We start from the raw sequence: 18,481 nt of genomic DNA, 5'->3' as shown, positions 1-18,481 counted from the left end.
TAATTTCATTTTTAAGGTCACATGAAACTCACAGGAATTAATCATACTTCTGTGAGTGAACCAATTTCTCATGGCTCGTTTCATCTGTCAATATTTTGCTTTTTAGAGTTTGTATGGGACTAATAACTAAGGCTCATAAAAGTTTGCATTAATAGAGTTAGCAGATAAAGTGCACTGGCGTGCTTTAGTTGCGAACTATAGTTGTTTCATTTTACGATGAAGCCTTTTGCGTCCACATTTTCTTCTGACAAAATTGTTAACCTGGTTTTAGTGCATTTGGGGCACCAATGATTCGGATTAATTGATTCGATTGTAATATCGTGTATTTTTTTATAAGTGTTAAATTTTGTATGCCTATTGAGTCGTCTGTTTTGAGTCTGATGAATGGTGCTTGTGAGGCGTTTGTATTTCTTTTATATTCGTTAATTCTTTATTAATGATGGTTTTGTGATTTGTGAAGATGAGTTTTTTGTGAGGTTTGTTATTGACTTAAATGAGTTTTTAGAGTACTGTCTTTTTGTGTTTTATTAACATATAGAAATAGTTTTGTGTTTTTAAGATCAGTTATAACAATGCTGTTTTGTGAAAATCGCTTTTTCCTTATCGAAGACGGGATTGGATACTGACAGTCACTAAAAACTACCAATTTTAAATAATTTACTTATGAAAAAAAGTCTGGAATTGTTTTTTCTGATGATGTTCTTCGCAATAGCAGTTGCGGCTCAGGACATCGTTGTAACGGGGCGTGTAACGTCCGCTTCAGATGGTTTGCCCATTCCCGGCGTCAGTGTGATGCAAAAGGGAACTACCACGGGAACCATAACCGATATTGATGGTTATTACAGCCTCAATACCCAGCAAAATTCGACGTTGGTGTATTCATTTATAGGGCTGGAAGATCAGGAGATTGTGGTAACTGCCTCAACAATCAATGTGAAGATGACCGAACATCTCACTGATTTGGATGAAGTTATTGTAATTGGTTATGGTGTTCAGAAAAAAAGCGTGATTACAGCAGCAATAAGCAGTGTGAATGCCGAAGACTTACGTAACTCCAAACCTTCACGAATTGAAGATGTGTTGAAAGGCAAGGTTTCTGGTGTTCAGATTACTCAAAGTTCAGGGCAGCCTGGATCCGATTCCAAGGTGCGAATCCGTGGTATTGGTACCGTAAATAATAGTGAGCCTCTTTATATTGTAGATGGTATGGCTGTTGACGGAGGAATTAATTATTTGAATCCCACCGATATTGAATCAGTCGAGGTGTTGAAGGATGCCGCTTCGGCTGCTGTTTATGGTGCTCGCGCTGCCAATGGTGTTATTTTGGTAAACACCAAGTCTGGTGCGAAAGGAAAAGCGAGTGTTAATTATAATTTCTCTTATGGGTGGCAAAATCCATGGAAAAAGCGCGAAGTTTTAAATGCCCCCGAGTATATGACTATTATTAATGAAGCTTTGGTCAACGATGGCGGTGATGCGCGTTATTCGGTTGAACAAATAGCTGCTTCGGGTAATGGTACCGATTGGCAGGATGAAACTTTTAATTACGATGCGCCTGTACAAAATCAACAGATCAGTCTTCAGGGTGGAAACGACAAAGGCAGTTATTTCCTTTCTTTTGGATACTTTAACCAGGAAGGTATTGTTGGGGGCGACTATGATAAGTCGAATTATGAGCGTTACAGTGTTCGCGTTAATAATAACTATACAGTATTTGAAACCGATGACCGTGGTTTTCTTAACAAAGTTCGTGTAGGCGCAAACATTGGCTATTCACGATCGTTGTCATCGGGTATCGAAACCAACTCTGAGTATGGTTCAATATTGGGGAGTGCTTTGGCATTTAATCCATTAGTGCCGGTTTATGCCGAAGATCCTGATGCTGTGTTGGCTGATCATCCTTATGCCGTTACAGACGATAATGGACGGGTGTATTCAATACCTCCCAGTGGCTTTCAGGAAATTGCGAATCCTGTTGCAATGCTTAATTCGCCAACCAACAGCACCAATAATGATGATAAGTTTGTTTCAACTTTTTGGGGCGAATTGGATGTGGTGAAAGGAATGAAGTTTAAATCAAGTTATGGTGTCGATTTGGCTTTTTGGGGGCAGGATGGTTATACTTTCCCTTATTTTTTAGCTTCGCAGGGCAAAGATATTACTCAAAGCAGTGTCCATTCTGAGATGCACCGTGGTTTCAGATGGCAGGTAGAAAATACTTTAACCTATAATTTTAGATTGAATAACAGTCATAACTTTACGTTGTTAGCCGGACAATCGGCTATGGAATATAAGTTGCGTGAGTTATATGGCGATGATTATGATCTTTTGGAATATGATGCTTCAAAGGCAAATATTAATTACGCCATCGCCGATCGTTCACTCGAGCGCGTTGCTGGTGGTACAGGCGGTTTTTCATCCTTGACGCTGGCCTCTTACTTTGGTCGTGTTGATTACAACTTTCAGGAAAAATATATGCTGCAGGCTACGGTGCGTCGCGATGGTTCGTCACGATTTGGAGCCAATAATAAATGGGCTGTGTTTCCTTCTGTATCAGTAGGTTGGAATATTACCAGTGAGCCATTTATGGATAAACGGCCCGATTTTATCGATCATTTGAGAATAAGGGCAAGTTGGGGGGTTAATGGTAACGAGCGAATTGGCGAGTTTAAATATACCAGTTTGATGAGCGGTGGCCAGAATTATTATTTTGGTAGCGGCGACGACATGGCAATGTCTTATGGTGCCAGTGCATCACAGTTGTCTAATCCCGATGTTAAATGGGAGGAAACAGAACAAACGAATGTCGGCTTTGAAGCTCGTCTGTTTCGTAGTGCATTGAATTTCGGTATTGATTATTACTATAAAAAAACGACAGGTATGTTGATGGATCAGCCGATTCCAGTCTATGTCGGGAAATCGAGCCCCATAGCAAATGCCGGTGATATGGAAAATTCAGGGATTGAGTTAGAATTGGGTTACAAAGGTTCAATTGGTGATTTTTCTTATTATGCAAATGCCAATGCTTCGTATCTTAAAAATAAGTTAATTAATCTGGGTAACGAGTCCGGTCAGACCATTTATGAAAGTGCCGGAGCCTCTGGTGTTGGCTCGTACGTGAAGGGTGAAAATGGAGAAGTATTCCCTTATTTTTATGGCTATAAGACCGATGGTTTGTTACAAAATGAGGCAGAAGCTGATGCTTATAATACGAAGTATGGAAAAAAAGCTCAGCCAGGAGATGTCCGTTTTGTTGATGTTTCGGGTGACGATTTGATCAATGATGACGACCGTACTAAAATCGGTAAGGGGATGCCCGACTGGACCTATGGCTTGAGTCTGGGTGGCGAATGGCAAAATTTTGATTTCAATATGTTTTTTCAAGGGACCCTGGGTAACGATATCTTCGATTTTGCTATGCGTGGCGATATCCCGGCGATGAATCGGCCGGCATGGATACTGGATCGCTGGACCGGCGATGGTACATCTAATAAAATACCTCGCATGACTAATAAGAATATAAATGGAAACTGGGCGTCGTCCGATCTTTACATTAAAGATGGTTCATATATGCGATTGAAGAATATTCAATTGGGATATACCCTCCCGGTTTCCATCAGTAATAGAGTTTCCATTTCTAAATTTAGAGTATATGTTTCAGCTGAAAATTTGCTGACGATCACGAATTATGATGGTTTTGATCCTGAAATAGCCTCGGGTGGATATACCACCATAGGGGTTGACCGTGGTATTTATCCGCAAGCCCGAACAATTTCGGTGGGAGCTAATATTTCATTCTAAGCAGACGTTTTTGTTGCGGAATATTATTTTTTAAGGTTTAAAACTGAAAAACAGATTTCTATGAAAAAATATATTAGTTTTTTAATGTTCGTTGCACTGGCAATGGTTTCTTCCTGTAGCGACGACTTTTTAACCATTGACCCGACAGAATCGCAGGCATCTGGCGGTTCGGCTACCGAAGGGGCCATAGATGCTAACGTTACTTCGGCTTATCAGATTCTTTTGTTCGACACTTATGCTGACAATCAATACAACAGTATTGTTTTTATGTCGGATCTACGCTCAGACGATATTTATAAAGGAGGTAATGATGCCGGTGATCAACAGCTATTGTATCACATGTCGCAATTTAATATGAATCCTTCAGAAACACCGGAAGGTTTGTGGAATATTTATTACACGGGCATTGCCAGGTGTAACGATGCGCTAACCTCTTGCGATAATGCGGTGGATGTTTCCGAAGACCGGGTGGCCGAACTTCGCTCGCAGGCTTTGTTCCTTAGAGCTTACTATACGCATTGGCTCTGGAAATTTTGGGGTAATATTCCATATTTTACCGCTGCGTTGGAATCACCTTATATGGCTCCTCAATATACGGCAGATGAAATTTATGATTTTATAATGGCCGATCTTGACGAGATTATTGATCTTGACGCATTGCCTATGCGTTACGATACCGGGGATGAAGGCCGTGCTACAATGGCTGCTGTATATATGTTGAAGGCTCGGGTGGTGATGTATCAGAAAGACGATAGCCGTTATACTGAGGTGATGAGTGAGATGAATAAGGTTGTAAATGGGGGGTATGAATTAGTCGATTTTGCCTCTATATGGCCGCGTGAGGGTGAGTTTTGTGATGAATCAATTTTGGAGGTGAATCATTTGCCAGGTGAATATGGTGGTAAAACATGGGCTAGTGGTTGGTCTGGTTATGGAACCAATTTGCCGGCTTTTATTTCGCCCAACGAATTGAAAAATTCAGAGGTGTATCAGGGCGGATGGGGTTTTGGCCCGGTTCGAACAGAAGTTTTTGATTTGTATGAAGAAGGCGATGTTAGACGGGAGGCCTCGATCAATCATTTTGAATCAGATGATTATACCGTCCGTTTTCAGAATACCGGCTATTTTATGGCAAAATATGCGGCACGTATTGGTTACAATCTGCCTCCCGGTGATCAGGATTTAAACTATGAGAATAACTTGCGTATCTTCCGTTTGTCGGAGGCTTATCTCAATATTGCCGAGTTGATAACCATTGATGGCGTGGCTGTTGATGGTGGCTTAACTGCGCAGGAAGCCTTAGATGCTGTTCGTACCAGAGCTAAAGTCGGCGCGATAGCCCCTACTGCTGCTAATATTAAACTGGAGCGACGGCGCGAGTTTTTGGGTGAAGGAATGCGTTTTTGGGATTTGGTTCGTTGGGGCGATACAGCTTTGTTAAATGAAGATAATGCTGCATTTTCTTCTACACGTACCTGGTCCGATTATATGAAATATCTACCCATCCCGGTGGCTGAAATCGACAAGACGGAAGGGGAATACAAACTGGTCCAGAATCCCGGGTATAATTAGAGTCTGTCCATAAACTAAGTGTTTGAAATATAAAGTTCAAATTCAAGGCTTGCGAAGTCATAAAAATCAAGGCGTTTACTTTTCGTAAATGACTGTTTTTATGACAAGCGTAACGCAGAAGTTGAATTTTATAGCCAGACCTGATTAATAGTTGTTTTCGACAAATAAAATTTATTGATAATACAAATAATTTGAATACTATGAAACAATTTATAAAACACGTCTTGTTTGTGACTCTGTCGGCCATTTTGCTGGTCGCTTGTGCGCCACAGGAGCTGGACGATTATTCGTTTGATGGCGCACCTACCGAAGATGATGTGACCTTTACTGCAACAGTTTCGGCCGAGAATGCTAATATTATTGAATTTGTTAATACCTCTGCTATTACTGGTCTTGCAAATTGGGATTTTGGTAATAATACAAAGGAAAATGGCGATGAGGTTGTCAGTGAGTATCCTTTTTCAGGTACTTATGATGTCACCTTGGCGTTGTACACCCCCAAAGGCGTTGCCTCTAAAACAATGTCTGTTGTTATTGAAAATGATGATTTGTCTTTGTTGTCAAATCCTTTATATACAGTTCTTACGGGTGGAGCAGAAGCTGTTGACGGTAAGACGTGGGTTTTTGACCAATATCACTCAGGTCACTTTGGGGTGGGGCCCGTTGGCACCACGCCTAGTTGGTGGGCTGCAGGACCTAATGATAAACTTGAGTGCAGCTTGTATAGTAATGAGTTTACCTTTAAACAAGTTGGCGTTGAGTTGATATGGAACAATAATGGTTCTGTATATACTAACAATGCAGGCCGACTTGGATTGGCCGATTTGGGCTATTCTAATTCAACAGTGCCTTTGGCCGGCGATTTTGATGTGGAATATGCGCCGGGCGATAACTATCATTTTACATTGGTTACTTCTGATTCAACTTTAATTTTGAGTAATGGTGCTTTTTTGGGCCATTATGCCGGAACTTCCACGTACCATATTGTTTCCATATCTGATACGGCCATGTATGTGACTTGTGCCAGTACCGTTGAGGATGGTAATGGCTGGTGGTATCGTTTTGTGCCTAAAGAATTAAATGTAAAACCTGTGACGCCTACAAAGGCTAAACCTTTGTTCGAGGATTTTGAAAGTGAAAAGCCTGAAATTGATTTTGAGAAGGAGGCTATGGGTGAGTTAACTGATTCGGCATATCAAAATCCGGCTCCGGTGCCTTTAAATGAGTCTTCAACGGTTTATCTGTATCAAAAGAAGGCGGGAGAGTTTTATTCTAACATCTCGTATACTGTTTCGGACTACAAATTTGATCTCACCACTCAGAATAAAATTACATTGAAAGTGTTTATACCATCCTATAATGATTATACCACTGAAAATGAAACAGCTGGCGATTTAATGAATAATGTGCTACAGGCCTCGGTTGCCGTGAAACTTCAAAACAGTGAATTGGGGAATAATGCCTGGTCTACTCAAACCGAAGTGTTGTTAACTGATCTTGAGAAAGATAAGTGGTTGGAATTGACCTTCGATTTTACCGATGTGAACGATCGTACCGATTATGATAAAATTGTAATTCAATTTGGTACTGAGGGACATACCGGAGGTGGCATCTTCTTTTTCGACGATTTTAGTTTTCATGAATAGTGGTTCTGTTTAATTAGAGCCTTTCCATAAACTAAGTGTTTGAAATATAAAGTTCAAATTCAAGGCTTGCGCAGCTCTAAAAATGTGAGTTTACTCCCTTAAATGACCATTTTGAGAGCAAGCGTAACGCAGAAGTTGGACTTTATAGACAAACACTAATTAGTGGCTGATTATTAAGTCATGAGTTTTAGCAAAAAAGCCCGGATTTAAGGCTTGCTTAGCTCGATACCACTAATTTTAAGTTTTAGAAGTATATGATTACTCATCGGATGAATATCCCGTTTATTTATGAAGAGAATCATCCGATGAGTTTTTTAATAGATTTTAATAAACGTTATGCTAGTGTTTCAAAGAATAGTATATATTCTTTCGGTCATTAGTGTTAGCAAGAAAATTCAAGGGCTTGATAAGAGATGTTCAAATTCAAGGTTTGCGAAGTTCGCAAAATGTGAATTTACTATGGTAAATGGCCATTTTGAGAGTAAGCATAATGTAAAAGTTGGACTTTCCTTGTAAGCACTCATTAATTTGGTGAAATATGCGAAAATATTTAAAGATCTGGATTTTTATTATGGTGTGTGTGTGTGTGATGTCGGGTTGTAAAACCAGTTCGAAAAATAATTGGGAATTAGTTTGGTCGGATGAGTTTGATTATGTAGGACTTCCTGATGTCGCTCGTTGGAATTACGATACTGTGGGGAATTCTTACGGTTGGGGAAATAACGAACTTGAATATTATACTGTTGCTCAGGCTGCCAATGCGAAGGTTGATGGCGAATTTCTCCGTATTGTGGCACAAAAGGAACAAATGGAGGGGTTTAATTATACCTCGGCCCGTTTAACGACGAAAGGTAAAGGGGATTGGCTTTATGGCAAGGTGGAGGTTAGGGCCAAATTGGCGGGAGGCAGAGGCTTATGGCCCGCCATCTGGATGTTGCCAACCGATTGGGCTTACGGCGGTTGGCCGGCCAGTGGTGAAATAGATATTATGGAACATGTTGGTTATGAGTCCGATTCAGTTTATACCACGATTCATACCGATGCATTTAACCATAGTATTGGAACGCAGGTTGGGGGGCACTTTTTTTATCCTACCTGCGAATCTGCATTTCATGTTTACGCCATTGAATGGTATCCCAATAACATTGATTTTTTTATCGACAACGAAAAGGTCTTTACATTTAATAATAGTGGAAACGGGACAAAGGAATGGCCTTTTAATCAGCCTTTTCATCTGATAATGAATGTCGCTGTTGGCGGAAATTGGGGTGGACTCAGAGGAGTTGATGATGCGGTGTTCCCTGCATCAATGCTAATTGACTATGTGCGGGTTTATCAAAAGGAGTGAGTCTGTTTTTGTTGCATAAAAGCGGCTCGTTGAGTCGCTGAGAAAAAAAGGGCATCGGATAGATAGCCCTTTTTTTATGGTTAATTAATATTGGTTTAGGTATTCAGATATTTTGATAAGGTATCAATCAAAATTTGGAGTCTGATTGGTTTGGCCAGGTAGTCGTTGCAGCCGGCTTCGATGCATTTTTCACGTTCGCCCGACATTACATGCGCCGTTTGCGCAATAATAGGTACTTCTGGGTCTAATTTTTTTATTTCTTTGGTTGCCGTATAGCCATCCATTACCGGGAGTTGCAAGTCCATGAGGATGAGATCTACCTCGTTGGCCTTGAAAAGGTCGATGGCTTCCTGACCGTCTTTAGCCCATAAAATTAGGGCATTAGTTCTGCGAAGAGCTGCATCAAAGAATATTTTATTGGTGTCAACATCTTCAACCACAAGAATTGTTTTATCCTTCCAATCCTGATTCAACGAATTACTTAATGTGTCTGACATAATACAGCTTGGGTTTTTGGTAATTTGAATATCAAAAATAATATATTATTTTAGTTTTCTCTCTCTTTATTGTGAAAACCTTCTATTCTTGATGCGTTTGGTTGTTGTTAATGATCTTTAACACAGTAAAGTGATATATCGTGGTACGGGTGCCTCCATAAAACAGGTGTGAACGCGGATCAAATTCTTTTGTGTGTTAAAAAGCTTTAACGTGTGAATTGCGGAAATGTTAGGGGGATCGATTAAATTTGATGGTTTTTCGTTTGATATTTATTCCTGAAAATTTTAAAATGAGTGTGCGAAAGAGTTGGATATTTATTTTTTTCTGGTGTTTTCCTTTATTAATATATTCTCAATCAACGAATTTTACTGATAGCGCAATGGCTTGGGCTGATTCTGTCCTGACCACTTTGTCGTTAAAAGAAAAAGTTGCATCAATTATGATAGTTGATACCTTGGATAACGCGATGTTGAGCGATGTAGCCAATAGTCGGTTGCCAATGCCGGGATTTTATAAATTTAAGACGACCTCTGATCGTGTGATTCATACAACCAAATGGTCGTCGTTGAGTTCTTTGAAGGTTTATGATTTAAGAAATGGGTTTAAATTTCAGGATGTTGAGTCTTATTTTCCGGACGAGAAGACATTATCGTTGGTTGATAAGTCGCTGCGTGATGAGGTGGATGGTTTATTTTATCGTCACTGGCGGAATCAGGGGTTTTGTTTAAATAGTTATACCTTTTCGAAAGATTTTGTCAGTAGGGAGTTTGAGCCACGTTCCTATTATTTACCGGCATTGCGTTTGTGGTTACCCAATGATAGCAAGGCCCCTGCGGCTTTTAATGTATATCCGGTGCCCCGTCATTTTATAGGGATAAAAGCGTCCCGTTTGCCTGTTTATAGTATTTATAAGAAGTCCATTTCTGGTATTGTGCCATTTCGCATGATTCATCAGCGGGTATTGGCCGAGTGGTCGGTAGAGGAGTTGCTGAAAGCCGGAACGCTTTTTTACTCCAGGGATTATACGGCGGATTTGAGTCGTTTGGCACACGGGTTTGAGAGTCGGTGGCTGCCTGTTGGCAAGTTGAACGACGCTTGTCGTATCGTTCTGGCAGCTCGTTTTGAATGGTCGAAGAAATCAAAATTTAGGTCTGTAACGGGACATCCGTCCGACGAGGAAAGGATAATTCATCAGGTATATGAAAATAGTATAATGGTGCTTCAAAAGTCGGTCAGCAACCCCCTACCTCTACATTCGCTGTCTGCCAGTATTAAGATTATTGGAACTCCCAATGATTCCTATTCTTCTTTTATCGCGATGGCGCAAAATTATTACGATAAGCGGGATGTTGATTCTGTTGATTTTGTTTTTTGGTTAATGAGCGATAAATCTGTCTTCGAAGGCGGTTTTAACTCTCAGTTGGGGCAATTGAAGGCAAGCAATCCCAAAGCACAGATTGTGGCGATATGGGCCGGTCATCCCGGTTTGTTGCCTTTCCGGGAAATGCCAGAAGGGTTAGATGCAGCCGTGTTGAGTTGGTCAAATAACGCTTTGGCATGGGAAAAAATGGCTCAGGTGGTTTATGGCGGTATCGGTGTGAAGATTGGTGCATGGCCTAAGTGGCTGCCGGAATCACTTAAGTCTTATGCGGTGGCTTTGCCTGCTCTGCGACTGAAATACGGTTTACCGCAGGAAGTTGGTTTGAATGCCGACTCGCTTGCTGTCATTGATTCCATTGTTGGTCGGGCCATAGATGAAGCGGCTACGCCGGGAGCGCAGGTGCTGGTGGCCCGCAATGGTGTGGTGGTTTATCAGAAAAGTTTCGGATGGCACACATATAAAAAAGAACAGAGGGTGCAAAATTCCGATTTGTACGACTTGGCATCGGTGACGAAGGTCATAGGTACTTTACCAATATTGATGCGTTTGTACGATGAGGGGCGCTGGAGATTGACTGATTCTTTGTCGTTGTTTTTGCCGCAGGTCGATACCACTGATAAAGCTGGTATCACCCTGCGTGAACTTCTGTTACATGAGTCGGGAATGCCTGCTTTTATCCCTTTTTATCAGCATACGATCGATACGACACGCTTAGAAGGCCCTCTGCTTAGGTGGGGACGTAATTCTCGATTTTCTATTCAGATGGATGAGAATCTGTTTATGAATAAAACGGCGGTGTACCGTGACGATTTGTACCGACCGCAGCGTAGCGACTCTTTTTCGATACGAGTGGCGCAGGGATTGTATCTTCTCAGTTCTTATCGTGATACGATTTATAAGTCTGTTTTAAATGCAACGTTGAAACGAAAACATTATTTGTACAGCGACCTTAATTTTATGTTGCTACAGAAAGTGGCCGAGGAATTAACCGACAGCACGCTGGATGCACTCTCGTACCGTTGGTTTTTTGACGATATGGGGGCCACAACGTTACGTTATAATGTTTGGCAATATTTTCCACTTCGGCAGATTGTTCCCACCGAAAATGACCAGTATTTCAGAAAGCAATTGCTGCAAGGAGATGTACACGACCCGGGTGCTGCAATGATGGGAGGGGTGTCGGGTCACGCCGGATTGTTTGGTAATGCCAACGATTTGGCTAAAGTCATGCAGATGTTTCTCAATGACGGTACGTACGGCGGGAAGCGATATCTGAATATGGAAACGGTTCGTTTTTTTTCATCGCGTCAACATATCCTTAACCGCAGAGGTCTGGGCTTTGATAAACCGGAGACCGACACCACTAAGGTAAGCCCTGCTGGTCTGCTGGTTTCACCCTCGTCATTTGGACACAGCGGTTTTTCGGGGACCATGGTATGGGCAGACCCGGCCACCGGATTGTTGTATATATTTCTTTCCAACCGTATTCATCCGGCTGCTTATAATAATAAACTGGGCCGCATGAACATTCGCACAGAAGTGCAGGATGCCATTTATCGGGCTCTGGAATATTAGTGTTAAAACCGGAGTGATAAGGTCATTCCTAATTGCTCGTGGTTGTAAAAGGGATAAATCATCGATGCCGTGTTTTTTAGTCTGTTACCACGAAAAATTTTATCATTAATGTAGGGATAAAGCCAGTAAGCAGCTTTTGTGCTTAGTATGCCTATTCCGGCTCCTGCCGCCACATCGGTCATCCAGTGACGTTCATTGTACATCCTGAAAAAGCCTGTGCCGGCAGCAATGGCATAGCCTGTGAGGCCATACCAGGGTGATACATCTTTGTACTCCTGCCACAAAAATTCGGCTCCCATAAAGGCGGTGGCGGTATGTCCTGAAGGGAATGAGTTATAAGAACTTTCGTCGGGGCGTTTGATGCCTGCTGTTTGTTTCAACCCGGTAATCACAGCCGACATCATTAAATATGAAGTGGCAAGTATAATGGTACGGTCTCTAATGTTATGTTTCCCCTTAACGCCAAAGGTATTTAGTGCGTAAACCGACAGTGCCGGTATATGCTGACTAAAGTCGTCAATAGTGGCTTTTTCGTCGATGTTTTCACGGAGTTCTTCTTTTATCTCCGAGTTCCAGATTTTTATGCCATCACTTTCCATCCCTACAAAACCATATCCGATCATTACGGATGGAATAATTAGTGCTTTGTAATTAAATTTTAGTTGTGTTTTAGTTCTTGTGCTATCGCGATATGCTGTTTGTCCAAAAACGGGTTGATGTAATGAGATAATTAAAAAGGTCAGGGTGCGGATGATCGGCTGTTTCATCAGTTTATCAATGTAATGGTTAATATTCGTTTGTTATTGGTAAGGGGGCTTTAATCTTTGATTTGGGTTTAACGGGTATCATACTAATTTTGTTTCCACAGAAACCGATGTTTGCCGTTTGTGGTTTTGTAATATTGGTCGCAGATCAGGGCTGAAAGACTTGTCGCAATAGCACCGGACAACGCTCTGTGTGGTTGTAAGGGTGGTGGAAGTTGCCCTGAAATGATTATAGACGGTATTCTATTTTAACCATGTTACCATGAAATTAGATGTTATCTTCTTTTGATGGTTTTGATTTTTTAGGTTTTAGAATTTAAAAAATCCGCACCAGTGTGGGGGCGGTTATATGTTTGGCTTTAGCCCTTACAGAACAAATTTTTTCGTTATTTGGATTCAGAGGGCGTATTGCTTGTCGCCCTTTCAGGGCTTACGGGTGGTTGTTTTATGCGCTCTAGCCGCGCAGGCTGATGCGAAATAAAATATTGAAATATGATTTTTATTTGGAGATGTTTCTGATTACGATGAATGATGTCATTTTTTTAAAATCGGATGTGATTCTCGTAATTCTGTTATTCATCTGTTTATAATTTGATTTTAGTTACCAGATGGAACTCCCATGAAAATAATCATCCCCCTGTGTGAGAATCCCTTTATCATGGTCGTTTCATGGATTAAGGCTGAAGGCCTTATAGCAATAGCGCAGGGCAACGCCCTGCGTGGTGGTATACGTCATGGGGGATTGCCCTGAAGGGGCTATAGCCGGAACCCGATTTTAATCACGTTACCATGAAATTAGATGTTATTTTAACCTGATGGTTTTGATTTTTTGAGGGGATAACAATCCGATATTGATTTATCACTGCCACTGCTCATCGCTCACTGCTAACTGTTGACTGCTCTCTGTTCACTGTTCACTGAAAAAGGAGAGAAAGGCACGTGTCATATACCATTGGTCGTTTACCCCGGCCAACTCGCGCACTGAATGCATGGCCAGCATGGGATTTCCGACGTCTACCGATCGGATTTCCAATTGGCCGGTGCTTATATTGCCCAGTGTGGAGCCGCCATTGGCATCTGAGCGGTTGACAAATTTCTGGCAGGGCACATTTGCTTTTTGGCAGAACATCTCAAAAACGGCTGTACTGTCGCCGTCGCTGGTGTATTTTTGGTTGGCATGTATTTTTATGACGGGTCCTTTGTTGATGAGAGGATGTAATATAGGATCATGTTTCTCGGGGTGGTTGGGGTGAATGCTGTGCGCCATATCGGCCGAAACCATGAACGATTTATAGATGGTGCGGAGGGTGGCTTCATCATTTTTCCCCAAAAGGGTCAGAATACGCTCAAACAGGTGTCGGAAAAGGGGCGATCCTGCGCCTTGTTTGGTGACGCTTCCCACTTCTTCGTTGTCAAAAATGGCGACCATTTGGGTGAATGGGGCCTGAGGGGCATTGGTGATGGCCTCCAGTGACGCATGCGCCATAGCCAGGTTGTCAAGACGAGAGCTTGAGATGAATTCATTATTAAGACCCACGAAGCACCCTTTTTGGTGTTCATATAGCGTCAGGTCATAATCAATGATTTCGTTTATAGTCACATTTAATTCTTTGGCCAGCGCATTTTTCAGAAAATGAGCGTCATCGTCCTGCGCAATGCCTGTGAGAGGCAACATATCTATTTGTTTGTTCAATTCAACACCTTCATTAACCGACCGGTTGAGGTGGATGGCAAGGCTTGGAATGATGGCCACCGGACGGCCCAAATCGACCAGCTGATTATTGGGGTATAGCGGATTTTGACTGCGCAGACTCACTCGTCCGGCTATTGAGAGAGGTCGGTCGAGCCATGTCATTAAAATAGGTCCGCCATATACTTCGGTGTTTAACTTTATAAAATGGTTGTCAATATTAATGTCGGGCGATGGTTTTATTTTGAATGTGGGAGAATCGCTGTGAGAGGCGATAATACGAAAGCCCTCTTCTTCGGGCTCGCCGTGTCCTACAATAAAGGCAAACAGTGATGAGCCGTTGCGTGTTGTATAATATTTTCCACCCTTTTTAATTTGCCAGCTATCTTCGAGTTTTAGTTCTTCAAAGCCGGCCTGATTGAGCCGTTTTGTTATTTCGGCGACGGCGTGGTAGGTGGTAACACTTTGATTTATGAAATCCAGAAGATCCTGGGCTAATTGCTGTGAACTTTTCATGTGTTTATAATTCGTTTGTTTAGGTCACATGGAACTCTCATGAAAATAATCATCTCCCTGTGTGAAAAATCCTTTATCATGGTCGTTTCATATGTTATGATTTGTTGTTGGGTTACATGGCTGTTATTTTTCTCGATTATTATAGACAAAGATAACGAACTGAGGCTAAATTTTGTTCGTTAATGAGAGTTTGTCTGTCAAAGGACACCTTCTGTGTAACCTTTGCTTTTTGTTAACGTCTTTTATGGCAGCAAAAACTAATTGACGATCTAAACCTGTTGAGATAACGGGGCGGGTGCTTTCTGAAATTCTGTATCTTTACCCACAGCTATGGAAAAACAACGAAAACAACGTATTCTGGTATTTATTGACTGGTACTTACCCGGTTATAAGGCGGGTGGTCCGGTGCGATCGATGGCAAATATGACGGCTCATCTGGCGGCTGAATTTGATTTTTATATTGTAACGCGAAATACTGAGTATGGCGAAAGTGAGCCTTATACAACTGTCAGGGCCGATAGCTGGAACAATCTTCAGCCAGGGGTTCAGGTTTGGTATGCGTCACAGGGCCGGGCTACGCTAACCCGATGGCGTAAGCTGATACAAGCTGTGAAACCGGATGTGGTGTATATCAATGGTATTTATTCGCCCCTCTTTTCGTTGTTGCCCCTTGTGGCAGCCCGGTTGTTGAAGTGCCCTGACATAATAGTTGCACCCAGAGGTATGCTGGGACAAGGCGCTTTGGATATCAAATCAACGAAGAAGTTGTATTATCTTCGATTGTGTAAGATTTTGGGCTTGTATCGTCATATTATATGGCATGCCACGGCAGGTACGGAGTCGGCTGAAATAAAAAAGAGAATTGCTTTGCATGCTACGGTGGTCGAGGCGGCCAATCTGCCAGTTAAGCAAGAAGGCTGTTTTTCGCCTGTACCGATAGTGAAGGATAAAGGGGTTTTGCGGCTCTGTTTTGTTTCGCGCATTAATCGTAAAAAGAATCTTCTGCAAGGAATCGAAGCTTTGTCTTCATTGCCTTCGGATGTGACGGTAAAGTATGATATTTATGGTCCCACAGACGATACAGCCTATTGGGAAAAGTGTTTGGATTTAATGGGAAGCTTACCGGCTCATATACAAGTAAGTTATCAGGGGGTTCTGGCGCCATCTGATATCCGGTCTGTTTTTCAGGATCATCACGCCCTTTTGTTGCCGACACACCACGAAAATTTTGGACATGTTATTTTGGAATGTCTGATGGCCGGTCGTCCGGTTATTATCAGTGACCAGACGCCGTGGCGGAATTTGGCCGAAACAAAGGCTGGATGGGACGTTTCTATTGATGAACCGACTGTTTTAATTCGTATTATAGAGCAGCTGGCGGCGATGGATCAAACCACATACAACCAATGGGCGCATGGTGCATGGGAGTTGGGAAGTAAAGCCATTCATAACGATGAATTATTGAATACGTATAGGTCAATGTTTGGACATGATAGGCTATAGCTCTTTCAGGGCAATGAAATGTTTACATCGTATTACACAGGGCGTTGCCCTGTGCTGATGCTATAAGGCTTTCAGCCTTAATTAGTGCTTGCAAGAAAAGTCCACCTTCGGCGTTACGCTTGTCCTCAAAATGGTCGTTTACAGGAGTAAACTCACATTTTTCGGACTTCGCAAGCCTTGAATTTGAACATTTCTTATTAAGCATTGAAGTTTTTTTGTTGATACTAAGTAAGGAATGGAGTAGAGATCGACGATCGTTGTTGAGACGTCGGTAGTTATTTTTTGAATGTGGTGAGTTTGAATTAGGATAATAAATTATGTGTGGAATTAACGGATTTATAGGGTCGGATATCGTCAATGCCCGGGATATAATTCAACAGATGAACGACCGGTTGTCGCACCGGGGGCCCAATGACGAAGGGGCATGGCACGAAGGCCCGGCTACGTTGGGACACCGGCGACTGTCGATCATTGATCTTTCGGCTGCCGGGCATCAGCCTATGATATCCCATTGTGGCCGGTATATTCTGGTGTTTAATGGTGAAATATACAATTATCGCGAGCTTCGTCAGCAAATAGATTATCCGTATCAGTCCAATTCCGACAGTGAAGTCCTTCTGGCGGCCTGGTGTCGCTATGGTCTGCAAACGCCAAATCTGTTAAATGGTATGTTTGCCTTTGCCATTTGGGATAGGCAGGAGGAGGTGATGACGTTGGTGCGCGACCGTATGGGCATCAAGCCATTGTACTGGAGTGAGGCGTCTTCGGGACTGGTCTTTTCATCAGAAATAAGAGCCTTGCTGGCATCGGGATTGGTCAGCAGTGAACTATCGGCTGCATCATTGGTCGATTATATGCGGTATCAGACGGTGCAATCGCCCGATACGATATTGCGTGATGTAAAGATGCTGCCGCCGGCTTCTATATTGCAGTACCAGACGCGCAGTCGTAAGGTGACTGTTTCGCGTTATTGGGATATTTGTGACATACAATCGGCCGGGGAGTCTGACTACGGCGAAGTGACGCGTAGGGTGCGTGAATTGTTTTACAAGGCTGTGGAGAAAAGGTTGGTGGCTGATGTACCTTTTGGGGCTTTTTTGTCGGGTGGTATTGATTCGTCGGCTGTTGTCGGAGCAATGGCTAAGATGTCGTCAGTACAGGTTAAAACCTTCAATATTTCGTTTGCCGAAGAGGCGTACAGCGAAGCGCGTTATGCCCGTTATATTGCCCGGATGCATGGCACCGATCACCATGAGATCAGGTTGTCGCCGGATCGTTTTTTGGAGCTCTTGCCCGATGCCCTTAAAAGTATGGATCATCCCAGTGGCGATGGACCAAATACCTGGATTGTCTCAAAGGTGACCAAAGAAGCCGGTATTGATATGGCGCTTTCGGGCCTTGGAGGTGATGAGGTGTTTGGCGGTTATGCCATCTTTAAACGTATGGCAGCCTTGAATAAATACCGTGCCATGTGGCAGTTGCCTGCCGGCTTGCGCAGGGGGGCTGGTCATCTGCTGACATCGTTACGTCCGGGGGTGGCTTCATCGAAGATGGCGGCTTTGTTGTCTATGCCCGACTATCGTTTTAACCGTGCCTTTGCTTTTTCGCGTCAGGTGCTCATGGACACGCAAATAACAGGTTTGTTAAAGCGAGGTTCGTTGCCGTCGCATTTGCCGGTTGAGTGGCTCAACGAGCGTGGATGGAATGAGGAGTTGTCGCACCATCTGCTCAGTCGTGTGTCGGTGGCTGAGATGTCCACTTATATGCAGAATGTGTTGCTGCGCGACAGTGATCAGATGAGTATGGCGCATGCGTTGGAGTTACGAGTGCCATTTTTGGACCATGAGCTGATAGCCTATGTGTTGTCGTTGCCAGACGGACTGAAATATCCCACCACACCCAAGAAATTGCTTGTTGATAGTTTGCCGGAGTTATTACCCGGTTACATCGTCAACCGGCCTAAAATGGGGTTTGTCTTTCCCTGGTCGCACTGGCTTAAGAATGAACTTCGCAGTTATGCCGACGAGCGGCTGACGCATCTGGCCGATAATGATCTGTTTCAGCCGGGGGCCATCATGGATTTGTGGCACCGGTTTTTAAAGGGTGATCCTACCGTTACTTTTTCGCGCATCTGGCCTTTGGTGGTATTGGCCGAGTGGCAGAAGGCCGTTGTGGGCCGATGACTAT

The 18,481-nt window shown here is 42.8% G+C and carries 11 protein-coding genes; 8 read left to right on the top strand and 3 right to left on the bottom strand.

The window, feature by feature from the left end; genetic code table 11:
• Window positions 1–663 precede the first annotated feature (663 nt).
• The 4 genes from ACT3CD_RS08470 (at window position 664) to ACT3CD_RS08455 (ending at window position 8,367) form a co-directional block, all read left to right on the top strand.
• On the top strand, window positions 664–3,801 hold the full coding sequence (locus ACT3CD_RS08470) for a SusC/RagA family TonB-linked outer membrane protein (RefSeq protein ID WP_444644782.1): 3,138 nt from the start codon (window positions 664–666) through the stop codon (window positions 3,799–3,801).
• A 60-nt stretch (window positions 3,802–3,861) separates the two neighbouring features.
• Window positions 3,862–5,373 carry a RagB/SusD family nutrient uptake outer membrane protein gene (locus tag ACT3CD_RS08465; RefSeq protein WP_444644780.1) on the top strand — a complete coding sequence of 504 codons (1,512 nt, stop codon included), beginning with the start codon at window positions 3,862–3,864 and terminating at the stop codon, window positions 5,371–5,373.
• Window positions 5,374–5,573: 200 nt separating this feature from the next.
• Complete coding sequence (locus tag ACT3CD_RS08460) at window positions 5,574–7,019, top strand: PKD domain-containing protein (RefSeq protein ID WP_444644778.1); 1,446 nt, start codon at window positions 5,574–5,576, stop codon at window positions 7,017–7,019.
• Window positions 7,020–7,557: 538 nt separating this feature from the next.
• Complete coding sequence (locus ACT3CD_RS08455) at window positions 7,558–8,367, top strand: glycoside hydrolase family 16 protein (RefSeq protein ID WP_444644776.1); 810 nt, start codon at window positions 7,558–7,560, stop codon at window positions 8,365–8,367.
• Window positions 8,368–8,462: 95 nt separating this feature from the next.
• Here ACT3CD_RS08455 and ACT3CD_RS08450 read toward each other — a convergent pair whose 3' ends face one another.
• Entirely contained in the window at window positions 8,463–8,864 is a 402-nt protein-coding gene (locus ACT3CD_RS08450) for a response regulator (protein WP_444644774.1), read from the bottom strand.
• Between the two features lie 380 nt (window positions 8,865–9,244).
• On the opposite strand from ACT3CD_RS08450, the gene ACT3CD_RS08445 reads away from it, so the two are divergent.
• The gene (locus ACT3CD_RS08445; protein ID WP_444644772.1) at window positions 9,245–11,821 is read left to right on the top strand and encodes a serine hydrolase domain-containing protein; all 2,577 of its coding nucleotides are present in this window, start codon (window positions 9,245–9,247) and stop codon (window positions 11,819–11,821) included.
• A gap of 2 nt (window positions 11,822–11,823) precedes the next feature.
• Here ACT3CD_RS08445 and ACT3CD_RS08440 read toward each other — a convergent pair whose 3' ends face one another.
• On the bottom strand, window positions 11,824–12,588 hold the full coding sequence (locus ACT3CD_RS08440; RefSeq protein ID WP_444644770.1) for a phosphatase PAP2 family protein: 765 nt from the start codon (window positions 12,586–12,588) through the stop codon (window positions 11,824–11,826).
• A 616-nt stretch (window positions 12,589–13,204) separates the two neighbouring features.
• Between ACT3CD_RS08440 and ACT3CD_RS08435 the strand changes: the two genes are divergently transcribed.
• Window positions 13,205–13,336, top strand: a complete 132-nt coding sequence (locus ACT3CD_RS08435; RefSeq protein WP_444644768.1) for a hypothetical protein — start codon at window positions 13,205–13,207, stop codon at window positions 13,334–13,336.
• Between the two features lie 156 nt (window positions 13,337–13,492).
• On the opposite strand, the gene ACT3CD_RS08430 is transcribed toward ACT3CD_RS08435, so the two are convergent.
• Window positions 13,493–14,791, bottom strand: coding sequence for a M18 family aminopeptidase (locus ACT3CD_RS08430; RefSeq protein ID WP_444644766.1), 1,299 nt, complete (start codon window positions 14,789–14,791; stop codon window positions 13,493–13,495).
• Window positions 14,792–15,121: 330 nt separating this feature from the next.
• Here ACT3CD_RS08430 and ACT3CD_RS08425 point away from each other — a divergent pair, with 330 nt between their 5' ends.
• Entirely contained in the window at window positions 15,122–16,294 is a 1,173-nt protein-coding gene (locus ACT3CD_RS08425; protein ID WP_444644764.1) for a glycosyltransferase, read from the top strand.
• 317 nt (window positions 16,295–16,611) lie between these two features.
• Window positions 16,612–18,477, top strand: coding sequence for an asparagine synthase (glutamine-hydrolyzing) (gene asnB, locus ACT3CD_RS08420; RefSeq protein ID WP_444644763.1), 1,866 nt, complete (start codon window positions 16,612–16,614; stop codon window positions 18,475–18,477).
• Window positions 18,478–18,481: the final 4 nt, after the last annotated feature.

The organism is Geofilum sp. OHC36d9, from assembly GCF_052400685.1.
Taxonomy (GTDB): Bacteria; Bacteroidota; Bacteroidia; order Bacteroidales; family Marinilabiliaceae; genus CAZHHH01.
The sequence above is the reverse complement of the archived record's forward strand: the minus strand, read 5'-3'. Positions and strand labels throughout refer to the sequence as shown.

Excerpts from the sequence above, each read along its gene's own strand:
- ACT3CD_RS08465 (WP_444644780.1), top strand. The coding sequence starts at position 3,862 with ATGAAAAAATATATTAGTTTTTTAATGTTCGTTGCACTGGCAATGGTT.
- ACT3CD_RS08470 (WP_444644782.1), top strand. The coding sequence starts at position 664 with ATGAAAAAAAGTCTGGAATTGTTTTTTCTGATGATGTTCTTCGCAATA.
- ACT3CD_RS08445 (WP_444644772.1), top strand. The coding sequence starts at position 9,245 with ATGGCTTGGGCTGATTCTGTCCTGACCACTTTGTCGTTAAAAGAAAAA.
- ACT3CD_RS08425 (WP_444644764.1), top strand. The coding sequence starts at position 15,122 with ATGGAAAAACAACGAAAACAACGTATTCTGGTATTTATTGACTGGTAC.
- asnB (WP_444644763.1), top strand. The coding sequence starts at position 16,612 with ATGTGTGGAATTAACGGATTTATAGGGTCGGATATCGTCAATGCCCGG.
- ACT3CD_RS08450 (WP_444644774.1), bottom strand. The coding sequence starts at position 8,864 with ATGTCAGACACATTAAGTAATTCGTTGAATCAGGATTGGAAGGATAAA.
- ACT3CD_RS08460 (WP_444644778.1), top strand. The coding sequence starts at position 5,574 with ATGAAACAATTTATAAAACACGTCTTGTTTGTGACTCTGTCGGCCATT.
- ACT3CD_RS08455 (WP_444644776.1), top strand. The coding sequence starts at position 7,558 with ATGCGAAAATATTTAAAGATCTGGATTTTTATTATGGTGTGTGTGTGT.
- ACT3CD_RS08430 (WP_444644766.1), bottom strand. The coding sequence starts at position 14,791 with ATGAAAAGTTCACAGCAATTAGCCCAGGATCTTCTGGATTTCATAAAT.
- ACT3CD_RS08440 (WP_444644770.1), bottom strand. The coding sequence starts at position 12,588 with ATGAAACAGCCGATCATCCGCACCCTGACCTTTTTAATTATCTCATTA.
- ACT3CD_RS08435 (WP_444644768.1), top strand. The coding sequence starts at position 13,205 with ATGAAAATAATCATCCCCCTGTGTGAGAATCCCTTTATCATGGTCGTT.